General features: G+C 68.6%; 15 protein-coding genes. 12 read left to right on the top strand and 3 right to left on the bottom strand.

Going from position 1 to position 13,916, the window contains the following annotated elements; all coding sequences use genetic code 11:
* Window positions 1–51: 51 nt before the first annotated feature.
* From ACSJJU_RS11725 to ACSJJU_RS11695, 7 genes are all read left to right on the top strand, one after another.
* Window positions 52–660, top strand: a complete 609-nt coding sequence (locus ACSJJU_RS11725) for a thioredoxin family protein (protein WP_435915673.1) — start codon at window positions 52–54, stop codon at window positions 658–660.
* 144 nt (window positions 661–804) lie between these two features.
* The gene (locus tag ACSJJU_RS11720; RefSeq protein ID WP_435915672.1) at window positions 805–1,365 is read left to right on the top strand and encodes a hypothetical protein; all 561 of its coding nucleotides are present in this window, start codon (window positions 805–807) and stop codon (window positions 1,363–1,365) included.
* A gap of 664 nt (window positions 1,366–2,029) precedes the next feature.
* The gene (motA, locus tag ACSJJU_RS11715) at window positions 2,030–2,902 is read left to right on the top strand and encodes a flagellar motor stator protein MotA (RefSeq protein ID WP_435915671.1); all 873 of its coding nucleotides are present in this window, start codon (window positions 2,030–2,032) and stop codon (window positions 2,900–2,902) included.
* 216 nt (window positions 2,903–3,118) lie between these two features.
* Window positions 3,119–4,168 (top strand): N-acetyl-gamma-glutamyl-phosphate reductase, encoded by a 1,050-nt coding sequence (gene argC, locus ACSJJU_RS11710; RefSeq protein ID WP_435915670.1) that lies wholly within the window; start codon window positions 3,119–3,121, stop codon window positions 4,166–4,168.
* Window positions 4,169–4,187: 19 nt separating this feature from the next.
* Window positions 4,188–4,712 (top strand): gamma carbonic anhydrase family protein, encoded by a 525-nt coding sequence (locus tag ACSJJU_RS11705; protein WP_435915669.1) that lies wholly within the window; start codon window positions 4,188–4,190, stop codon window positions 4,710–4,712.
* Between the two features lie 88 nt (window positions 4,713–4,800).
* Complete coding sequence (locus tag ACSJJU_RS11700) at window positions 4,801–6,009, top strand: DUF418 domain-containing protein (protein WP_435915668.1); 1,209 nt, start codon at window positions 4,801–4,803, stop codon at window positions 6,007–6,009.
* Window positions 6,010–6,168: 159 nt separating this feature from the next.
* Entirely contained in the window at window positions 6,169–8,187 is a 2,019-nt protein-coding gene (locus ACSJJU_RS11695) for an elongation factor G (protein ID WP_435915667.1), read from the top strand.
* Between the two features lie 35 nt (window positions 8,188–8,222).
* On the opposite strand, the gene ACSJJU_RS11690 is transcribed toward ACSJJU_RS11695, so the two are convergent.
* From ACSJJU_RS11690 to ACSJJU_RS11680, 3 genes are all read right to left on the bottom strand, one after another.
* Window positions 8,223–8,486, bottom strand: a complete 264-nt coding sequence (locus tag ACSJJU_RS11690; RefSeq protein ID WP_435915666.1) for a hypothetical protein — start codon at window positions 8,484–8,486, stop codon at window positions 8,223–8,225.
* A gap of 83 nt (window positions 8,487–8,569) precedes the next feature.
* Window positions 8,570–9,298 (bottom strand): hypothetical protein, encoded by a 729-nt coding sequence (locus ACSJJU_RS11685; protein ID WP_435915665.1) that lies wholly within the window; start codon window positions 9,296–9,298, stop codon window positions 8,570–8,572.
* A 207-nt stretch (window positions 9,299–9,505) separates the two neighbouring features.
* Entirely contained in the window at window positions 9,506–9,868 is a 363-nt protein-coding gene (locus tag ACSJJU_RS11680; protein ID WP_435915902.1) for a response regulator, read from the bottom strand.
* Between the two features lie 113 nt (window positions 9,869–9,981).
* Between ACSJJU_RS11680 and ACSJJU_RS11675 the strand changes: the two genes are divergently transcribed.
* The 5 genes from ACSJJU_RS11675 (at window position 9,982) to ACSJJU_RS11655 (ending at window position 13,892) form a co-directional block, all read left to right on the top strand.
* Complete coding sequence (locus tag ACSJJU_RS11675) at window positions 9,982–10,263, top strand: DUF3572 family protein (RefSeq protein ID WP_435915664.1); 282 nt, start codon at window positions 9,982–9,984, stop codon at window positions 10,261–10,263.
* A gap of 64 nt (window positions 10,264–10,327) precedes the next feature.
* Complete coding sequence (locus ACSJJU_RS11670) at window positions 10,328–10,933, top strand: HAD family hydrolase (protein ID WP_435915663.1); 606 nt, start codon at window positions 10,328–10,330, stop codon at window positions 10,931–10,933.
* Window positions 10,934–10,956: 23 nt separating this feature from the next.
* Complete coding sequence (locus ACSJJU_RS11665; protein ID WP_435915661.1) at window positions 10,957–12,279, top strand: DNA polymerase IV; 1,323 nt, start codon at window positions 10,957–10,959, stop codon at window positions 12,277–12,279.
* A 207-nt stretch (window positions 12,280–12,486) separates the two neighbouring features.
* Window positions 12,487–12,948, top strand: coding sequence for a RidA family protein (locus ACSJJU_RS11660; protein ID WP_435915660.1), 462 nt, complete (start codon window positions 12,487–12,489; stop codon window positions 12,946–12,948).
* A gap of 128 nt (window positions 12,949–13,076) precedes the next feature.
* Window positions 13,077–13,892, top strand: coding sequence for a glycerophosphodiester phosphodiesterase family protein (locus ACSJJU_RS11655; protein WP_435915659.1), 816 nt, complete (start codon window positions 13,077–13,079; stop codon window positions 13,890–13,892).
* Window positions 13,893–13,916 lie beyond the last annotated feature (24 nt).

Here is a 13,916-nt window from a genome sequence, read left to right as displayed (position 1 = left end):
GCGTTCCGTTTTCAGCCCTTTGTCCCAAGCTGTTTCCCAGGGAGCTTACGCATGAAGCCCAAGACGCTGCTTTCCGCACTTGCGGTCACCATCGCCATCAGTGCCCCGGCGTTCGCCGCGCCCAAGGTCGGCGCGCCCGCCCCGGCCTTCACCGCCACCGACATCAACGGCAAGACCCATGCCCTGTCCGACTACAAGGGCAAGACGGTGGTGCTGGAGTGGCACAACCCCGAGTGCCCGTTCGTGAAGAAGCACTACGACAGCGGCAACATGCAGGCCCTGCAGAAGTCCGCCACCAGCGACGGCGTCGTCTGGCTCACCATCAACACCTCCGCCGAGGGCAAGCAGGGTCATCTCACCCCGCAGGCCGCCAAGGATCTGCTGGCCGCCCAGAAGGCCGCGCCCAGCGCCTACCTGCTCGACACGGACGGCAAGGTCGGCCGGCTCTACGAGGCCAAGACCACGCCCCACATGTTCGTGATCGATCCCAAGGGGACGCTCGTCTACATGGGCGCGATCGACGACAAGCCGACCGCCAACCCGGACGATATCAAGACCGCGAAGAACTACGTCACCGCCGCCCTTGCCAGCGTGAAGGCCGGCCAGCCGGTGGCGGACAGCGCCACCAAGCCCTACGGCTGCTCGGTCAAGTACAACTGAGCCCTCACCTCACCTCTTGATCGGGGCGCTCCGGCGGGAAGGTTCCCAAGGGGCAACACCATTGCCGCAAATGGCGGATCTGACGCTTCCGCCATTTGCGGCCCGTCCCCTGGGTGCTAAACAACACGGGTGGAGATGAGCCCTATGTCGTATCACCTTGCCCTTCCCGCCCCTGCCCTCGCCCTCGTGGCCGCGCTGGGCCTTGCCGCCGGGATAGCGCCCGCGGCGGCCCAGACTGAACCAGCACAGGCCGAGTCCGCACAGGCCGAGCCGGTACAGGCCAACGCGGCGCAGGCGCAGACGCAGGCGAGCGCCGCCGCGCAGAACGCCACCGCACAGACCACCACCGCACAGGCGGCCCCGGCGACGGAGCAGTACCAGCGCCGCATCCGGCAGGCGATCACGCCCGACGAGGTGCGCCGCGCCTGTTCCGCCCCCAACGGCAGCCTGACCATCGGCGACGAGATCGTGGTCTGCGCCGAGCGCGACCCGCAGCAGCGCTACCGCGTGCCGGGCGAAACCGTGACGCGCCCGGTCGATCCGGCGCAGGATTCGCCCGTGGCCCGCGCCAACCGGGTGATGAAGGCCAATGACGACGCGCCCGTCGGCACCAATGCGGAGAAGCCGCGCGGCGCGCTCAATCCGTTCGCCCTCGGCAAGTGGCTGAAGAGCCTGGGCGAGAAGGCGACGGAAGAAGAAGAATAGGGCACGGCCTTTCGCATCGGAGCATTGGTGCACCGGTGCATCGGCGCATCGGGGCATCGGGGCTGGCGGAACCGCTGGCCCCGCCCAGGCGGCGTCTGCGCCCATGCGCCCCAGAAGAATTCCGAAGAATTCAAACCGGATTTCTCAATAAAATCAGCCAATTAATTCATTGAAATTGGCTGATTTTCTTTGATTCCGAACATTCCGCTGGAGAAAATAAAACACCGGGCCGCACGCAGCGACCCGGTGACTGGCGGGAGTTGGCCCCGCAATTTCCAGAAGGATACTGGAATGACAGCCTACATCCTTCTGGTCCTGATCCTAAGCCGCATCAGGATTACGATCAAGATCGAGCTTGGGAGATAAACTGGACCACACTGGCGTGTCCCTCCCCCACGGTGGGCACGCCAGTGCTCCAGCAGGAAGCAAATGTCGGGCAGGTCGGTGCCGCATCGGAATCAGCCGTTGCACCTGCCAGACACAACAATCAGGCTGTCGCAGGACGGCGGGAGAGCGTCTTCCCGGTTTCCGGGAACACTCCCGCCGCTTCGCGCCCATACGCCCCGCGCCCCTCGCCGCCGGACAGAACGGCGTCATTGGTAACTTCGCTTTAAGCATAGGCGACCACAATGGCCGCGGTTAACCACTTGGGTCCCCGTGCGCCATGTTCATTATCATCGGTCTGGTCGTTGTCTTTGTCTGCGTCTTCGGCTCGTTCATCCTCGCCGGGGGCAAGATGGAAATCATCCTGCACGCGGCCCCGCACGAGCTGATGGCGGTGGCGGGCGGCGCGCTGGGTGCGTTCATCGTCGCCAACTCCAAGACCGTGCTCAAGAAAGCGGGCCAGGGCATCGGCCGGGCATTCAAGGGCGAGAAGTGGCAGAAGCAGGACTATCAGGACCTGCTGTGCCTCCTGTTCCTGCTCATCAGGACCGTCCGCACCAAGGGCGTGGTCGCCATCGAATCGCACATCGAGCGCCCCGAGGAATCCAAGATCTTCCAGCAGTTCCCGCGCCTTCTCGCCGACCACCATCTGGTGGCGTTCATCTGCGACTACCTGCGCATGATGACCATGAACTTCGACGATCCGCACCAGGTGGAGGACGCCATGGAGAAGGATCTGGAGAAGCACCACGAGGAGGAGCACCAGGCCCAGCACGCGTTGCAGATCATGGCCGACGGCCTGCCCGCCATCGGTATCGTCGCCGCCGTGCTCGGCGTGGTGAAGACCATGGGCTCCATCGACCAGCCCACCGAGATCCTCGGCGCGATGATCGGCGGCGCGCTGGTCGGCACCTTCCTTGGCGTGCTGCTCTCCTACTGCATCGTCGGGCCGATCGCCGAGCGTCTGCGGCAGGTGCTGGAGGCGGAAAGCCAGTTCCTGCGGCTGGCCAAGACCGTCATCATCGCCCACCTTCAGGGGCTGGCGCCGCAGGTGGCCGTGGAGATCGGCCGCCGCAACACCCCGAGCGAACACGCCCCCTCCTTCCTGGAGCTGGAGGAGGCGATCAACGAGCTGCCCAACAACCTGGCCTGAGGCAACCTGGCCTGACGCAACCTGGCCTGAGGCAACCTGGCCTGAGGCGGCCCTGCCGGAACGGGTCTTCTCCGGGGCAGGTCTTCTCCGGGGCGGCTCTTTTCCGAAGCCGCTCTTTGCCGTGCCTGACAGAGTGACAGCTTGCACCCCGGTCACGGCGGACATACTGTGCCCGCCGTTTTTCCGTATCAGTCTGTTTGTGGAAAGATCGGCCAAATGACCAAGCTGAAGATCGCAGTGCTGGGCGCTTCCGGCTACACCGGCGCGGACCTGATCCGCCTTGCCCTTCTGCACCCGCAGATGGAAATCGTTGCCCTCTCGGGCGAGCGCAAGGCCGGGCAGGCGGTCGATGCGGTGTGGCCGCACTTCAAGGCCTATCCGCTGCCCGATCTGGTGACGGCCGAGTCCATCGACTTCAGCCAGGTGGACGCCGTGTTCGGCTGCCTGCCGCACGCCACCAGCCAGCAGATCATCCGGCAGATCTTCGAGGGGCCGAATCCGCCCAAGGTGATCGATCTTTCCGCCGACTTCCGCCTGCGCGACCCGGCCACCTACGAGCAGTGGTACGGCAACCCGCACGCGGCGCTGGAGTTGCAGGGCGAGGCGGTCTACGGCCTCACCGAGCACGCCCGCGAGCAGCTCAGGTCCGCGCGCCTTGTCGCCTGCCCCGGCTGCTACCCGACCGCCGCCCTGCTGGCGCTGATCCCGCTGCTGCAGAACCGGCTGATCACTCCGCGCAACATCACCATCAACGCGCTCTCCGGCGTCTCGGGCGCGGGCCGCAGCCTCAAGGAGGCCAACCTGTTCGCGGAAGTGGCCGAGGCCATGCACCCTTACGGCCTGGGCCACCACCGCCACATGCCGGAGATCGAGCAGGAGCTGGGCAAGGCGGCGGGCGAGCCGCTTTACATCAGCTTCACGCCGCACCTTGTGCCCATCAACCGGGGCGAGCTGGAGACCATCACCGTCGAGCTGACGGACGGCCAGAGCGCGGACTCGCTGCGCGAGGCCCTCGCCCAGCGCTACGCCGACGAGCCGTTCGTCCATGTGCTGCCCAAGGGCGTGGCCCCGGCCACCCGCATGGTGCGCGGCTCCAATCACTGCGTCATCAACGTGTTCCCCGACCGGATTCCGGGCCGCGCCATCGTGGTCTCGGCCATCGACAATCTGGTGAAGGGCTCGTCCGGTCAGGCCATCCAGAACTTCAACGTGATGTTCGGCCTGCCGGAAACCATGGGGCTGGAACAGGCCCCGCTGTTCCCCTGATCGAACGGGAGGCGCCGTCATGCCGGTCCATGCCCTGGGCACCCTCACGCCCCGCATCGCCGAGGATGTGTTCATCGCCCCCGGCGCGCAGGTGATCGGCGACGTGGAGATCGGCCCCGGCTCCTCCGTCTGGTTCAACTGCGTGCTGCGCGGCGACGTCAACTTCATCCGCATCGGCGCGCGCACCAACATCCAGGACGGCACGGTGGTGCACGTGAGCCGCAAGACCCACGGCACCACCATCGGCAACGACGTGCTCATCGGCCACATGGCCATGATCCACGGCTGCGAGTTGCAGGACGGCTGCTTCGTCGGCCTCGGCGCGACGGTGATGGACGGCTGCGTGATCGAGCCGGGCGCCATGCTGGCCGCCGGCGCGCTGCTCACGCCGGGCAAGCGCATCCCCGCCGGGCAGATGTGGGCCGGCCGCCCGGCCAAATACGTGCGCGACCTGACGCGGGAGGAAATCGAGCGCCACCGCCTGGGCACCGCCCACTACGCCGCGCTGGCGCAGACCTACCGCACGGACCTGCGGACACTGTAGACCGCGCCCCCTCCCTGCACCTACGACTTGCGCCCTACGCCAGTTGCCCTAACGTAGACCGCTGGCAAGGCGCAACCGCGGAGAGGGAATGGCCGGCACAGCGAAGCGGTACCAGGGCATGGACGCGCTGCGCGGCCTTGCGATCCTCGGCATTTTCCTCGTCAACATCATCGGCATGGGCGGCTCCCTGCGCGGCGAGGAATATCCGCCGCTCCTCGGCTGGACCGTGTTCGACCGGCTGGCCTGGTGGCTCCAGTCCCTGTTCGTCGAGGGCACCATGCGGGGCCTGCTCTCACTGCTGTTCGGGGCCAGCTTCGTCCTTTACCTCCAGCGGCTGGAAGACGACCCGGACCTCACGGCGGGGGAGATCGCCCTGCTCTATTACCGCCGCGCCTTCTGGCTGGCGGTCTTCGGGCTGGTCCATGCCTATATGCTGCTGTGGCCGGGGGACATCCTGTTCATCTACGGGCTCGCCGCCTGCGCCCTCTATCCCATGCGGGACTGGCCGCCCCGCCACCTCATCGGCACGGGGCTGATCTTCATCTTCATGCTGGCGGCCTTCATGAGCGCGGCATTCCTGCTGGGCGATGCCCAGCCCACCCTGACGGCGGGCGACCAGGCGGACCGGTTCCGCGCCTTCCTCGCCGAGGAGCGGCAGGCGCGCCTCGGCAGCTACATGGACAACGCCCGCTATCTGGTGCCGCTGGCGACGGAGTGGAACCTGACGCCGCTGGTCATCTGGTGGGTGGCGGACGCGCTGGGCATGATGTTCATCGGCGCGGGTCTTGCCCGGATGCAGGTGCTTCAGGGCCGCGCCTCGCAACGGACCTACCTGCTGCTGGCGCTGGCAGGCTATGGCATTGGCGTGCCGCTGCGGATCTGGCTGTCCCATCAGGCCATGGCGTCGCACTTCCTCGCCGGGCCCGCCGCCCTTTCGCCCGGCTACCAGATCGGCCGCTGCGCCGTCACCCTCGGCCATGTGGGGCTGTTCTACCTGATCTGGACCCGGGTCGCCCGCCACCCGGACGGCGCGCGCCGGTTCGAGCCGCTGGCCTGGGTCGGGCGCATGGCGCTGACCAACTACATCGGCCAGACGGTGATCGGGCAGTTCCTGCTGTTCTCCGGCTTCGGGTTCGGCCTGTTCGCCAGCCTCGGCTGGGCGGGGCTGCTGCTGCTCGCCCTTGCCCTCTGGCCGGTGCAGATGACCCTGAGCGGCCTCTACCTCCACTACCGCCGCACCGGCCCGCTGGAGTGGCTGTGGCGCTGGCTCGCCCGCACGCCATGGGTGCGCCCCTGACACCCCCTGATCCGGTGGCTCTGCCCCCGTCTGCGGCGGCCTGATTCGCCACCCCCCTGCCGTCGCGCTATACTCTTGGGAAATGAGGCCACGCATCCCCGTGGCGCCGGCAATCCGACCCTGATGCGCCATGGGTGCTGTCCACGAGGGGAGAAGACTATGGCTTCGTTCGGCACGGGGGAAGTACGCGTCGTTGCGCTGGTTGGCCCGTACCAGTCGGGAAAGACATCCCTGCTGGAGAGCATTCTCGTTGCGTGCGGAAGCCTGGCCCGCAAGACCGGCGGCAGCGGCGCGGCCGGGCGCCTCCATGGCGACTCCTCGCCCGAGGCCCGGGCCCGGAGCATGGGCGTCGAGGTCAACATCGCCGAGGCGACGTACCTGGGCGAGCGCTACGTGTTTCTGGACTGCCCGGGCTCCATCGAGTTCTTTCAGGAGACGCTCGGCATCCTGCCGGGGGTCGATGCCGCCGTGATCGTCGCCGAGCCGGACCCGGCCCGCATCCACGCGCTCTCGCCGGTGTTCCAGGCCGTCCAGACCCTGGGGCTGCCCCACTTCGTGGTGTTCAACAAGATCGACAAGGCGGCGGGCTCCATCCGCGCCGCCAGCGACGCGCTGACCCAGGTCTCCGCCGTGCCCGTGCTGCTGCGCCACATTCCGCTGCGGGAGAACGGGCAGATCACCGGCTTTGTCGATCTGGCCGCCGGGCGCGCCCACATCTACCGGCCCGGCCAGCCCTCGGAGGTGGCGGAGATCCCGGACACGGTGCGCGAGCGCTACCTGCATGACCGCACCGAACTCCTCGAAAAGCTGGCGGACTTCGACGACAGCCTGATGGAGGAGCTGCTCGACAACATCGAGCCCTCCCGCGACACGGTATTCCGCGATCTGGCGCTGGACGTGCAGCAGGGCAAGATCGTGCCCGTGTTCCTCACCGCCGCCGCGCTGGACGAAGGCACCCGCCGCTTCCTCAAGGCCCTGCGCCACGAGCTGCCCGCCTTTGCTGCGACGCAGGCGCGCCTTGGCGTCGCGCCCGAGGGCGGGCCGCTGGCGCTGGCGCTGAAAACCTTCCACACCCCGCACGCGGGCAAGATCTCCGCCTGCCGGGTGCTGCGCGGCGGCCTCCGGGAAGGCGACGTGGTGGGCAGCCAGAAGCTGGGCGGCGTGTTCCGGCTGGGCGGCACGACGCCCGAGAAACTGGCGGGGGCGCAGGCGGGGGATTTCGTCGGCATCGGCAAGCTGGAGGGGCTGCACACCGGGGACACGCTGGGCGAGCCCGCCGTGCCGCGCCCGCCCCTGCTCGCGCCCGTCTACAGCCTGGCGCTCGCCGCCGCCAACCGGGGCGACGAGGTGAAGCTGACAGCCGCCCTCGCCCGGCTGGCGGAGGAAGACCCCTCCCTCACCTTCGGCCACGACCCGGAGACGGGCGAGCTGGTGCTGCGCGGCCAGGGCGAGATGCACCTCAATGTCGCCATCGACCGGCTCAAGTCCCGCTACGGCCTCACGGTCCAGACCCGGCGGCCGCAGACGCCCTACCGCGAGACCATCCGCAAGGGCGTGCGCCACCATGCGCGGCACAAGAAGCAGTCGGGCGGCCACGGCCAGTTCGCGGACGTGACCGTCGAGGTGCGCCCGCTGCCGCCGGGCTCCGGCTTCCAGTTCAGCGAGACGATCACCGGCGGGGCCATTCCGCGCCAGTACATCCCCGCTGTCGAGGAAGGCGCGCGCGAGGGGCTGAAGCGCGGCCCGCTCGGCTTTCCGGTGGTGGACGTGGGGGTGACGCTGGTGGACGGCAAGTTCCACACGGTGGACTCGTCCGACATGGCGTTCCAGATCGCGGGCCGCATGGCCATGCAGGAAGTCCTGCCCCAGTGCGCGCCGGTGCTGCTGGAGCCGGTGCTCCTCGTCCGGCTGCACGTGCCCTCGCTCTACACCGCCAAGGCCAATCAGGTGGTCTCCACCCGGCGCGGCCAGATCCTCGGCTTCGACGCGCGCCCCGGCTGGCCCGGCTGGGATACGGTCGAGGCGCACATTCCCCAGTCGGAAATGCACGACCTCATCATCGAGCTGCGCTCGCTGACCGAAGGCGCGGGCACCTACGAGGCGGAATTCCACCACCGCGCCGAACTGGTGGGGCGGCTGGCGGACGCGGTGGTCCAGCAGCAGGCCGCCGCGGAATAGCGGGAGCGGTCATGGCAGGCGCGACGGGCGCGCGCTCAGTCGCGCGGCGTGTCCCGGCGGTGTGCGGGGCGGGGCCGGTCGCTGTGGGCCGCGTCGTCGTAGCCCCGGCGCGCGGAGTAGAACACCAGCGCCATCAGCCCGCCGCCGACCACGAGGGAGAGCACCACGCCCGCGATCAGCGCCCCGATGCCGACGCCGGACATTTCCACCGTGCCCATCGCCTGCCAGCTGACAACGACGAACACACCGGCAACCGCCAGCAGGCCCAGCATCACGACGACAAGCAGCAAGCGACCCATTGAACTCTCCCTGGCGCCCCAATTTCCCGGGCCCCGCCGCCCCATTCTCTGCGCCTTTTGCGGCGGCCGCAACCGGGGCGGTTCTAGTTGCCCGCGCCCTGCATGAGGGTGCGCACCATGTCCTCGGCGGTCGTGCCTTCCTTGAGGCGGCGCAGGTCGTGGTAGACCAGGCTGGTGACGATGGCGGAGAAGGCATAGATCAGGCTGGAGACGATGACCGCCGCCACCTCGGCCAGCCCGAAGATGCTGAACACCAGCCCGGCGGCCCAGCCGATGAGCAGGGAGACGATCCACAGGATCACCATGTAGCCGAGGATGGTCCAGCGGTGGCCCTCGGTGAGCTGGACGCTGCGCTTGAGCGCCTCCAGCGCCGGCAGCCGCTCGACAATGGCCGCGGGCATGGCGACGAAGAACACCAGCGCGAAAATCAGCCCCGGCAGCACGAACAGCAACATGCCAAGGCCGACGGCAGCCGCCAGCGCCAGCGCCGTGGCGATTGCCTGGAAGGCGAGCTGCGCTCCGTAGCTGAACAGGAGGCCGAGCGCCGGGGGCGCCAGCCCGAGCTGGTGGCGGAAGGCGGGATAGAGCATCATCCCCGCCAGCAGGTTCTGCCCGGTCAACAGCAGGAACAGGAACAGGACGAAGCCGGTCAGGCTGGCGGGCTGCTGCCCGGGCATGGGCAACTGGGCGCTGAGCAACATGCTCGGCAGACCCACCAGCAGCACGGACACCAAGGCCACGCCGGTCAGGTTGCGGCCCAGAACGGCAAGGCTTCGTTCAACAATCGACGAAAACTGGAGTTTTTCAGACATGAAACCATTCCTGCAATGAAACTTGTACGGATTCAAGCAGGCGCCCCCGCGCGGTGTGACGCCACGCGTGGATCTCGACAGGCACGTCAGGGAAAAGCCGAACGAAGCTGCTTGCGCAGGCTCAACGCGCGAGCGCGCAAGTCGATGCGCGGAGCGGGATTTACCCGGCGGCGGGTGGGCATGGCGGCGAAGCGGCGGCGGGCCGTCTCAGGCGAACTGGCGCACGGTCTCGATGAAACGCTGCACGGAAATGGGCTTGGCGATGTAGGCCTCGCACCCGCCCTCGCGGATGCGCTCCTCGTCCCCCTTCATGGCGAAGGCGGTCACGGCGATGACCGGGATATGCTTCAGCTCCTCATCGCTCTTCAGCCAGCGGGTCACTTCAAGACCGGAGACTTCCGGCAGCTGAATGTCCATAAGGATGAGGTCCGGTTTGTGCTGGCGCGCCAGGTCCACCACCATCTTGCCGTCGCGGGTCCGGATCGTTGCGAAGTTGTGTGCTTCGAGCAGGTCGCAGAAGAGCTTCATGTTCAACTCATTGTCTTCAACGACGAGTATGGTTTTTGACACGGCCATCCTCTCGATCCCTGTCGGTCCCGCTTGTGCGGCTGGCGGCGCACGGAGACTCTGTGTTGATTGTAACCATAGCAGGATTAAGGATTAGTCACTAAGAGCGATTCCCCATGACGGTCGAGAAAATAGACGCTGCCGAAGTGGTCGCATTGCGCTGCATCATCGAAATCGCGGGCGACCCGGATCTGGGTCCGCGCTTCCTGGCGCTCACCGGACTCGATGCGGACGGCCTGCGCGCCAGCCTGACGGAGCACGGCACCCTCGCCGCCGCGCTCGGATTCCTGCTGGACCACGAGCCCTCCCTAATCCTGGTTGCACAACGGGCCGGGATTGCGCCACAAGAGATCGCGGAAGCCGCCGCCACCCTCGGGGCCGGCCCCGTGGCGGGCTGACGCGCCGCGCCTTCCCCGAAAAGACCCGGGACCCGAGACCTCAGACCAGGAAAGTTGCGTGCCCATGCCCCGTCCGCTCCTCATCTGCGACTGCGATGAAGTCCTGCTCCAGTTCGTGGGGCCGTTCGAGGCCTGGCTTGGCCGTCAGGGCTATGCCCTCTCGTTCGAGAGCTTCTCCTTCGCCGGGAACATCCGCCACATCGAAACCGGCGCGGTGCCGGACAAGGCGGCGGTGTGGCAGCTTCTGTTCGACTTCTTCGAGGCCGAGCTGGAGTCGGCGCCCGCCCTGCCCGGCGCGCCGGAGGCACTGCGCGCCATCAGCGAGGTGGCGGACGTGGTGATCCTCACCAACATCGCCGAGGAACACCGCGAGCGGCGGGAGAAGATGCTGGCAAGCATCGGCATGCCCTATCCGGTGGTCTCCAACCGCGGCTCCAAGGGCAAGGCGGTGAAGGCGCTGGCCGAGCGCTGCTCCGGCCCCTGGCTGTTCGTCGATGATCTGGCACTGCACCACGAATCGGTGGCGAACACCGCGCCCGATGTGCACCGGCTGCACTTCGTCTCCGACCCCCGCCTTCAGGCCCTCGCGCCCGCATGTCCGCACGCCCACGCCCGCTTCGACAGCTGGGAGAAGGCGCTGCCCTATGCGCTCGAGGCGCTGGCCCGCTGACCCCGCACGGTGAGGCGCGCGCCATGGTACCGCTCGTCTGCCGGGACTGCCTGAAAGAGACCCCGCCCCGGACGCCGGACGCCCGGGGCGCGCCGCCCGCCTGCCCCGCCTGCGGCAGCCCGCGCCTTGTCAGCCACCCGGAGCTGGACCAGCTCGCCATCGCCCACATCGACTGCGACGCCTTCTTCGCGGCGGTGGAGAAGCGGGACAACCCGGCGCTCAGGGACAAGCCGGTGATCGTGGGCGGCACCGGCGGGCGCGGCGTCGTCTCCACCGCCTGCTACATCGCCCGCATCCATGGCGTGCGCTCGGCCATGCCCATGTTCCAGGCCCGCAAGCTCTGCCCCGAGGCGGTGGTGCTGCCGCCGGACATGGCCCGCTACAAGGCGGTCTCGCGCCAGTTGCGGGCGAAGATGGAGGCGCTGACGCCGCTGGTCGAGCCGCTCTCCATCGACGAGGCCTTCCTCGACCTCACCGGCACCGAGCGGCTGCACGGGGCCTCGCCTGCCCGCGTGCTCATGCGGCTTGCCCGCGAGGTGGAGGCGGAGCTGGGCATCACCATCTCCGTCGGGCTCAGCTACAACAAGTTCCTGGCCAAGCTCGCCTCGGACATGGACAAGCCGCGCGGCTTCTCCGTGATCGGCCGGGCGGACGCCAGGGACGTGCTCGCGCCGCTGCCGGTCTCGCGCATCTGGGGCGTGGGGCTCGCGACCCAGGCGCGGCTCGCCCGCCACGGCATCCGCCTCATCCGCGATATCCAGACCCTGCCGCTCGACCAGCTTTTGCGCGCGGCCGGGGAGGACGGCATGCGCCTGCGCCGCCTCGCCCTGGGGGAGGACAACCGGCCCGTCACGCCGAGCCGCGAGCGCAAGAGCCTCTCCTCCGAGACCACCCTGGCGACGGACGTCTCCGACCGCGCCGTGCTGGAGCGGCACCTGCGCGAGGCCGCCGACACGGTCGCCCGCCAGTTGCGCGCCGAGAAGCTGGCCGCCGCCTCGGTGGTGGTGAAGCTGAAGACGGCGGCCTTCCAGACCATCACCCGCTCGCGCCGCCTCGCCCGGCCCACCCAGACCGCCCGCGACCTGCTGGACATCGCCCTGCCGCTCCTCGCAACCGAAGCGGACGGCCGCCGTTTCCGTCTGGTGGGGCTGGGCGTCACCCTCTGCCCGCCGCCGGAGGAAGCGCCGGACCTCGGCTTCGACTTCGGCGCGCCGGCCGACGACCGGCGGCTGAAGCTCGAGTCGGCGCTGGATCAGGTGCGGGCGCGATTCGGCGGCAAGGTGATCGGGCTCAGCACCCCGGCGCCGCGCGACCCCGCCGGCCGCAAGCCCGAGCGCCGCGGGTGACGCGCGGGGCCTGAAGCACGGAAGCGGAGCGGGAGAACACGCGCGGAAGCGGAGCGGGAGAACACACACGGGCGCCGTGAACCCGCCCCCCGTTCAAGCGCTCCCCCTCCTCAGACGGGCGTCCGACGGTTCGCCGCCACATCTGCTGGCCCACGGCCCCTGAATTCCCCTATAGACGGGGAACATAACTTCTTATCGGAGGATGGAATGAGCGTTGAGCAACGGCTGAGCGAACTTGGACTGACCCTGCCGACCCCGGCGGCGCCGGCGGCAAACTACGTGCCCTATGTCATCAGCGGCAATCTGCTGGTGATCGCGGGCCAGCTTCCGCTCGGCCCGGAGGGTATTGCGGTCCACGGCAAGGTGGGCGACACCGTCACCGTCGAGCAGGCGACCGAGGCCGCACGGCTGTGCGCACTCAACCTCATCGCCCAGATGAAGGCCGCGCTGGGCGGCGATCTGGAGCGGGTGGTCCGCGTGGTGCGCCTCGGCGGTTTCGTCAACTGCGTGGACACTTTCGTCGATCAGCCGAAGGTGGTGAACGGCGCCTCCGACCTGATGGTCGCGGTGTTCGGCGAGAAGGGCAAGCACGCCCGCACGGCCGTCGGCACCAATTCCCTGCCGTTCAATGTTCCCGTCGAGATCGACGCAATGGTAGAAATTGCGTGACGGTAATGATTGACTGACCCGGCGGGCCCCGCCGTCTCCCCCGGCGGCGGGGCCACCGGACCGGCAGAAGCGTAAGGCCGGTCCATGCGCAGGACCGGCAAAGGCGTATGGATGGTCTGCAAGGCGAGATGACAAGACAGAGGCTGTCCCAGCAGTTTGCGTTGTGGCTCAGGGCTCAACCGTTCGTGCGCGGCGGACTGGCCGGGAAGACCGGCGCGGTGAGCCATTCCCTTGAAGCGATCGAGCAGGCCATCAAGGCCGGCTGCGGCGTGGTGCTGGAAGCGCAGCTGACCTTCGATGGCGACGCCATCGTGTTCGGGGAAGACACCCTCGACCGCCTGACGACCCTGCGCGGGCACGTCCACCAGTACGGCTCGGCCCGGTTGCAGGGGCAGAAGCTTGGAGGCTCGAACAGCACGATCATGTCGCTCTCCTGCCTGCTGCCGGAAATCGCCGGGCGCACGCCCGTGCTCATCGACGCCAGCCGCGCGCCCCAGAAGGACCCGCTGCCGCTGTGCTTCGCCATCCGCCGCGCGCTGGAGGGCTACGGCGGCCCTCTCGGCATCCTCTCGCCCAACCCGCGCGTCGTCGCCTGGTTCGGCGAACACGCCCGCCGGGTGGCCCGGGGCCTTCTCGTCCTCGAAGGTGCGAAGCGGACGCCCTGGTGGCAGCGCACCACCCTGTGGCGCACTGTCCTGCTCCGCCGCGCCCACCCCGATTTCTGCGTCTTCGATCACCGGGCCCTGCCGTCCGATTTCGCGCAGACGCTGCGCCGCCAGTCCATGCCGGTGCTGGCCTGTTCCGTGCGGACGGCGGAGGAAGCGGCCGCCGCCCGGTGCCACGCCGACAACATCATCCAGGACTTCGAGGAACACCCCATCCCGGCCGCCGCACCGGCGCAGCCGCGCCCGGCGCGCCAGCCGGTCGCCGCTGCCCGGCCCTAGGCCGGAAGCCGGGAGCGGGAGGGT

Origin of the sequence: Pedomonas sp. V897, from assembly GCF_051304405.1 — a bacterium.
GTDB lineage: Bacteria > Pseudomonadota > Alphaproteobacteria > Sphingomonadales > Sphingomonadaceae > Pedomonas.
This window is presented reverse-complemented; position numbering and strand designations above follow the sequence as displayed.

Coding starts and splice junctions, on each gene's coding strand:
- ACSJJU_RS11700 (WP_435915668.1), top strand. CDS start 4,801: ATGGCCGGCACAGCGAAGCGGTACCAGGGCATGGACGCGCTGCGCGGC.
- ACSJJU_RS11705 (WP_435915669.1), top strand. CDS start 4,188: ATGCCGGTCCATGCCCTGGGCACCCTCACGCCCCGCATCGCCGAGGAT.
- ACSJJU_RS11655 (WP_435915659.1), top strand. CDS start 13,077: ATGACAAGACAGAGGCTGTCCCAGCAGTTTGCGTTGTGGCTCAGGGCT.
- ACSJJU_RS11725 (WP_435915673.1), top strand. CDS start 52: ATGAAGCCCAAGACGCTGCTTTCCGCACTTGCGGTCACCATCGCCATC.
- motA (WP_435915671.1), top strand. CDS start 2,030: ATGTTCATTATCATCGGTCTGGTCGTTGTCTTTGTCTGCGTCTTCGGC.
- ACSJJU_RS11665 (WP_435915661.1), top strand. CDS start 10,957: ATGGTACCGCTCGTCTGCCGGGACTGCCTGAAAGAGACCCCGCCCCGG.
- ACSJJU_RS11685 (WP_435915665.1), bottom strand. CDS start 9,298: ATGTCTGAAAAACTCCAGTTTTCGTCGATTGTTGAACGAAGCCTTGCC.
- ACSJJU_RS11675 (WP_435915664.1), top strand. CDS start 9,982: ATGACGGTCGAGAAAATAGACGCTGCCGAAGTGGTCGCATTGCGCTGC.
- ACSJJU_RS11670 (WP_435915663.1), top strand. CDS start 10,328: ATGCCCCGTCCGCTCCTCATCTGCGACTGCGATGAAGTCCTGCTCCAG.
- ACSJJU_RS11660 (WP_435915660.1), top strand. CDS start 12,487: ATGAGCGTTGAGCAACGGCTGAGCGAACTTGGACTGACCCTGCCGACC.
- ACSJJU_RS11690 (WP_435915666.1), bottom strand. CDS start 8,486: ATGGGTCGCTTGCTGCTTGTCGTCGTGATGCTGGGCCTGCTGGCGGTT.
- argC (WP_435915670.1), top strand. CDS start 3,119: ATGACCAAGCTGAAGATCGCAGTGCTGGGCGCTTCCGGCTACACCGGC.
- ACSJJU_RS11720 (WP_435915672.1), top strand. CDS start 805: ATGTCGTATCACCTTGCCCTTCCCGCCCCTGCCCTCGCCCTCGTGGCC.
- ACSJJU_RS11695 (WP_435915667.1), top strand. CDS start 6,169: ATGGCTTCGTTCGGCACGGGGGAAGTACGCGTCGTTGCGCTGGTTGGC.